Annotated in this window: 3 protein-coding genes; all 3 read right to left on the reverse strand. The window is 39.9% G+C overall.

The features are described from left to right. Positions 1-135: 135 nt before the first annotated feature. Positions 136-366 (reverse strand): IS66 family insertion sequence element accessory protein TnpB, encoded by a 231-nt coding sequence (gene tnpB / locus ABPH35_RS10690; protein WP_405054589.1) that lies wholly within the window; start codon positions 364-366, stop codon positions 136-138. Beyond that, positions 278-478 (reverse strand): IS66 family insertion sequence element accessory protein TnpB, encoded by a 201-nt coding sequence (tnpB, locus tag ABPH35_RS11030; protein WP_405054588.1) that lies wholly within the window; start codon positions 476-478, stop codon positions 278-280. Before tnpB (ABPH35_RS11030) ends, tnpB (ABPH35_RS10690) begins: the two co-directional genes overlap by 89 nt. Positions 479-829: 351 nt before the next feature. Then, complete coding sequence (locus ABPH35_RS10695; RefSeq protein ID WP_368849822.1) at positions 830-2,242, reverse strand: SpaA isopeptide-forming pilin-related protein; 1,413 nt, start codon at positions 2,240-2,242, stop codon at positions 830-832. Between the last annotated feature and the right edge of the window lie 380 nt (positions 2,243-2,622).

Here is a 2,622-nt window from a genome sequence, read left to right on the forward strand (position 1 = left end):
ACCTGTTCACGAAGGAGGGCAAGTTCATTGGTAAGCTGTTGGTTAACAGCTGCTTGTTGTTTAATAATGGCTACTAACTCTTCCATAGTCTCATCCTCCTGTTTTCTTTATTATACCGAAAAGAAAGCCATGATTTCAATAGAAATCATGGCTTTTTGAAGCATTTATTTTGGGAAAGGCGGAAAATCCTTTCATCATCCAGTCTACTTGCTCGCAAGTGAGGGCTTTGACTTCATTTTCATCACTTGGCCAATTGAGTTTGCCGTTTTCAAATCGCTTATAAAGCAGCCAGAAGCCTTGCCCGTCCCAGTAAAGAGCTTTGAATCGGTCTTTGTGGCCACCGAAAGACTTGTCCAGAAAAAGGATCTAACTCAAATTGACATTTAACAAGATAAGCGAGCGAGTCAATACCTTGTCTCATATCCGTTTTCCCGCAAACCAAGTAAACTTGTCCTAAATCACTGAGTCGGATGGTCATAGACTTGTACCTTATCCAAGATTGTTTCCAATACCTCTTGGTTGAGAATGTGACTTCCACTTTGTCGAGACGAATTTTCATCAAAATATCATTCCTACTCTTCTTCTCAAAGCGTCGAGATTGGGGAACAGTCAATGGGACGAGGGGATGTAACATAAAAAATCCTCCAGTTTTGTTTTTATAACAGTATACTGGAGAAGGGAGTGGTGGGATAGATACCTTGTTATTGGGCGGTTACAGTATTTCTATACTCGTTATTAAGTCAAAAAAGCTCAGATGGTTGTCCATCTAAGCTTCTTCTTTATATGCATTCCCTATATAAGATAATATAATAGTGATTACCTAAGCGAATTATTTTCTACGGCGTTTCGCTACTCCTGCGAATCCTAAGCCTGAAAGAACTGTTCCTACAACTGTAAGAAGTGAGCTTGCATCACCTGTCTTAGGCAATACTTTCTTGTCTTCTTCTTTCTTAGCTGCTGGAGCAACTGCTGATGAGCTTGATACTGAAGTGCTCATACTTGGTTTAGTAGTGCTCATACTTGGTTTAGTAGTGCTCATACTTGGTTTAGTAGTGCTCATACTTGGTTTAGTAGTGCTCATACTTGGTTTAGTAGTGCTACTTGGAGCTGATGAAGTACTTGTGCTTGTAGTAGTTGTACTTTGTGACTCTGCGTTAACTTTATTGACTGTGATGAAGTCTGATGTTGTTTCATGTTCAACAGCTTTTACAGGCAATTCAAAGTTGTTTGCTTCATAGCCTGCTGGAACGCTTGCAACCGCTGCTGCATACTCACCTGGAATCACTCCGGCGAAGACTGCGTTACCAAACTCATCTGTTGTAACTGTCTTATAAGTAGCTTCAATACCTGGAACAAACAATTTCACTGTTGCACCCTTAACTGGCTCATGTGCATTGTCCACGACTTTGACAACAACTTGTGATGAGCCCTCTAATTCAGTTAAATCAGGACGAACTAGGTTTTCAGCAACGACTGAGTTATTTCTAACTGCATTAACTGTGATGAAGTCTGATGTTGTTTCATGTTCAACAGCTTTTACAGGCAATTCAAAGTTGTTTGCTTCATAGCCTGCTGGAACGCTTGCAACCGCTGCTGTATAATCGCCTGGAATCACTCCAGCGAAGACTGCGTTACCAAACTCATCTGTTGTAACTGTCTTATAAACGACATCAGCACCTGGAACAAAGAGCTTGACTTCTGCACCTTTAACTCCATTATTCGCGTTGTCCGCAACTCTGATAACAACTTGTGATGAGCCTTCTAATTCGGTTAAATCAGGACGAACTACTTTTTCGTTGCCGACTTCGTGATTCTTAGGCATTGGTGCTGCTTCTACTTTTTCAACCATTAGAGGAGAGACTGGAGTTCCTGTTGCAACTCCACCAATAGCTGCGAATTCTGCACCACTTCCCGCTTTATACTGATCGTTGCTCACCGCTTCAGCTTTATATTTAAAACCTGCAATAAGCTTGTCGAATGTTACAACACCGTTATCATTCGTCACGCCAGCCTTAACTGGGACAGGACCTGTACCGCTTATCATGGATAGGTTAACAGTTACTCCTGAAGCTGGCTTACCTTCTTTGTCAGTAACTCGGATAGTAGCGTTTGCTTCTGATACCGCTGTACCTGTAGCCGTACTCGTACCTTGTGCAGATACAGAAATCGTATACGCTGCCTGTGCTGCCCCTAGCAAAGTTACGCTAGCTAACCCTGCTAAAAAGAGTTTCTTTTTATTCATAGTTTTCCTCCGTTTTACTTTTAAAAGTAAAATAAATTATATAAAAATACTAGTCTTACTAGTCTTACTAGTCTTACTAGTCTTACTAGTCTTACTAGTCTTACTAGTCTTACTAGTCTTACTAGTCTTACTAGTCTTACTAGTCTTACTAGTCTTACTAGTCTTACTAGTCTTACTAGTCTTAAAATTCTAGTATCCTTACACTATTATTTTATAGATTAATCATTTATTTGTCAAGCGTTTTCCCTCAAAAACACGACAAACGCATGAAAACCTTCTCGAGATGTTTTTGTGTCCCAAAGTCATTTTTGAATTGAGAGATAAGTTTGATAATCATGATACTTAACCTACTTTCCAAATAATTGTGGTAAATAATCATC

Source organism: Streptococcus handemini (assembly GCF_040984445.1).
GTDB lineage: Bacteria > Bacillota > Bacilli > Lactobacillales > Streptococcaceae > Streptococcus > Streptococcus handemini.